The organism is Saccharomonospora iraqiensis subsp. iraqiensis, assembly GCF_000430445.1.
GTDB lineage: Bacteria > Actinomycetota > Actinomycetes > Mycobacteriales > Pseudonocardiaceae > Saccharomonospora > Saccharomonospora iraqiensis.
Genome location: NZ_KE387094.1, coordinates 1,865 through 4,095 on the forward strand (window position 1 = coordinate 1,865; position 2,231 = coordinate 4,095).

Sequence of the window (2,231 nt, forward strand, 5' to 3'; positions counted from 1 at the left end):
CAGGACCTCGGTCGGCCGGTCGTCCACCCCGGCGGCGTCCCGCCCGGCGGCGTCCGTCGCGCCGCCCCCCGGTCCGGGCGGCGTCACACCGGACAGCTCACCGTGCACCGGGAGAAGCACGTCCCGCGTGGTCGGCTCCTCGTACCGCGACACAACCGAGCTCCCTTCGGGCGCCTGTGACGTGCCCGTCGTCACAGTGGACTGGGGTGGCGCGCGCTCCCAGGTTCTGGCACCTGCCCGATTACGTTAACGTGTCGGGTGGGAGGTGGTTGCATCGGCAACCGCACCGCCTCCCGGACATGCCCGAGAAGCACGCGAGGACTCCGATGCCCAAGTCCAAGGTCCGCAAGAAGACGGCATACACCCCGCCGCCGAGCCGCACACCGGTCAAGGTGCGCGCGGCGGGGCCTTCGCACCCGCTGTACAAGGCCGTCATGTTCGGGCTGATGCTGCTCGGCCTTCTGTGGCTGGTCGTCAACTATCTGGCCGGCGACAAGCTCGACTTCATGATGGAGCTCGGCAACTGGAACTTCGCCATCGGCTTCGCCCTGATGATCACGGGGCTGCTGATGACGATGCGATGGCGCTGACGGCCCGCCGCGGCGGGCCGACGCCGACCCCGGCCCGGCCGGGAACTACACCGGTGTGACTCATCCCCACTGTGGACAACCCTGTGGACAACTCGGTACACACCTGGGGGCCACGACCCGCCCTCGTGGCGGCGGGGTGGGTGCTCACCGGGGTCGCCGCGGCCACGCTGGCCGCCACCGCCCTCGGCGGGGACCGGCCGGGCACGCTGCTCCTCGCGCTGGTCACGGCGGGGCTGCTGGCCTTCTCCGCGTACGGGACGGTGGTGCGCCCGCGCCTGTCCGCGGACGCGGACGGGATCCGGCTGCGGACTCTGCGCGGAACCCGGAGGCTGGACTGGTCGCAGGTCCGGCTGGAGGTGCGCACCCTCCCCCGCTTCGGCAGACGGGTGCCGGTGCTCGAACTGGACGTCCTCGCCGACCACGGAGACCCCGACGAGGACCGACCGGCCGCGCTCGGCTGGATCGAGCTGGGCGAGGACCCGCGCGAGGTGTACGACGTCCTCGACCGGACCCGCCGTCGGCCGTCCGGGTGAAGCCGGTCGCCCGGCACCCGGTCCGGCTCAGCACACCCCCGGCACGAGCGAGCACAGCTGGGCACTGCGGTAGAAATACATGCCCAGCAGCCCCGCCACGAGCACCGCGACCGCACCCGCCTGGTACGCGGTGCGGTTGCGCTCGGGCGCGTATACCATCGCCACCATCACCAGCGCCCCGGCGATCAGTCCCCCGAGGTGGCCGAGCAGCGAGATGCCCGGGATGGTCACGCTCAGCACGAGGTTGAGCACGATGATGCCGATGGCCATCGTCGGATTCAGCTTCAACCGCAGCACGGCGACCAGGAGTGCCCCGAGCAGTCCGTAGATCGCGCCGGAGGCCCCCGCCGTCGCGGTGTTGAAGTCGCCGAACGCGTACACCGCGACCGACCCCGCGAGCATCGCGACGAAGTACAGCGTCAGGAAGCGGACCTTCCCGAGCAGCAGTTCGACGTCCCGGCCGAGGAACCACAGGACGAGCATGTTCATCCCGAGGTGCACGAGGCCGTAGTGCAGGAACCCGCTGGTGAACAGCCGCCACCACTCGCCCTCGTACGCCACCGCGAGGGTCTGCATCGTCCCGTCGGCGAAGAACCGGGAGAGGTGGTTCTGCAGCGGGTCACTGGCGAGCAGCGCCGTGAGCACGAAGATCGCCGCGTTGAGCCCGATGAGGACCGGGGTCACCAGCGCGCGGTCGGCCACCCGTGCCCCGGCGACGGTGCGGGCGCCGTACCCGGCGCGGCGGTACGCCGCGGCCTGGGTGCGCTGCTGTTTCCGCGCGGCGTTCACACAGTCGACACACTGGTAGCCGACCGACGCCTCGCGGAGACACTCCGGGCACGCCGGCCGCTCGCACCGCACACACCGCAGGCCGGTCTGCCGGTTCGGGTGCCACCAGCAACCGGGCAGCGCCTCCTGTCTCGGCGGCTGTCCGTGCGGCGGCGGGGAAGGGGGCTGGGTCACAGTGCTCTCGCCACGCTCTCGCCACTCCTGCGCTCACGGCCGCTCTCGTCCGCCGCCGGTTCGCAGGCGGCGGCGCGGGCCGGGGTCCAACCTACCCGGTGCGGTGGCGGGCGTGCCCCGACCTGCCGGGGGGCGGGTCGGGGCG

General features: G+C 72.2%; 3 protein-coding genes. 2 read left to right on the forward strand and 1 reads right to left on the reverse strand.

All coding sequences use genetic code 11. The features are described 5' to 3' along the window. Window positions 1-326 precede the first annotated feature (326 nt). Together crgA and ACTIR_RS0113375 are read left to right on the forward strand one after the other, a co-directional pair. Entirely contained in the window at window positions 327-590 is a 264-nt protein-coding gene (gene crgA / locus ACTIR_RS0113370) for a cell division protein CrgA (RefSeq protein ID WP_026454663.1), read from the forward strand. Window positions 591-661: 71 nt separating this feature from the next. Next, entirely contained in the window at window positions 662-1,123 is a 462-nt protein-coding gene (locus ACTIR_RS0113375) for a PH domain-containing protein (RefSeq protein ID WP_324607100.1), read from the forward strand. A gap of 27 nt (window positions 1,124-1,150) precedes the next feature. Here ACTIR_RS0113375 and ACTIR_RS0113380 read toward each other — a convergent pair whose 3' ends face one another. Further along, window positions 1,151-2,086, reverse strand: a complete 936-nt coding sequence (locus ACTIR_RS0113380; RefSeq protein ID WP_007025975.1) for a rhomboid family intramembrane serine protease — start codon at window positions 2,084-2,086, stop codon at window positions 1,151-1,153. Window positions 2,087-2,231 lie beyond the last annotated feature (145 nt).

Coding starts and splice junctions, on each gene's coding strand:
- crgA (WP_026454663.1), top strand. CDS start 327: ATGCCCAAGTCCAAGGTCCGCAAGAAGACGGCATACACCCCGCCGCCG.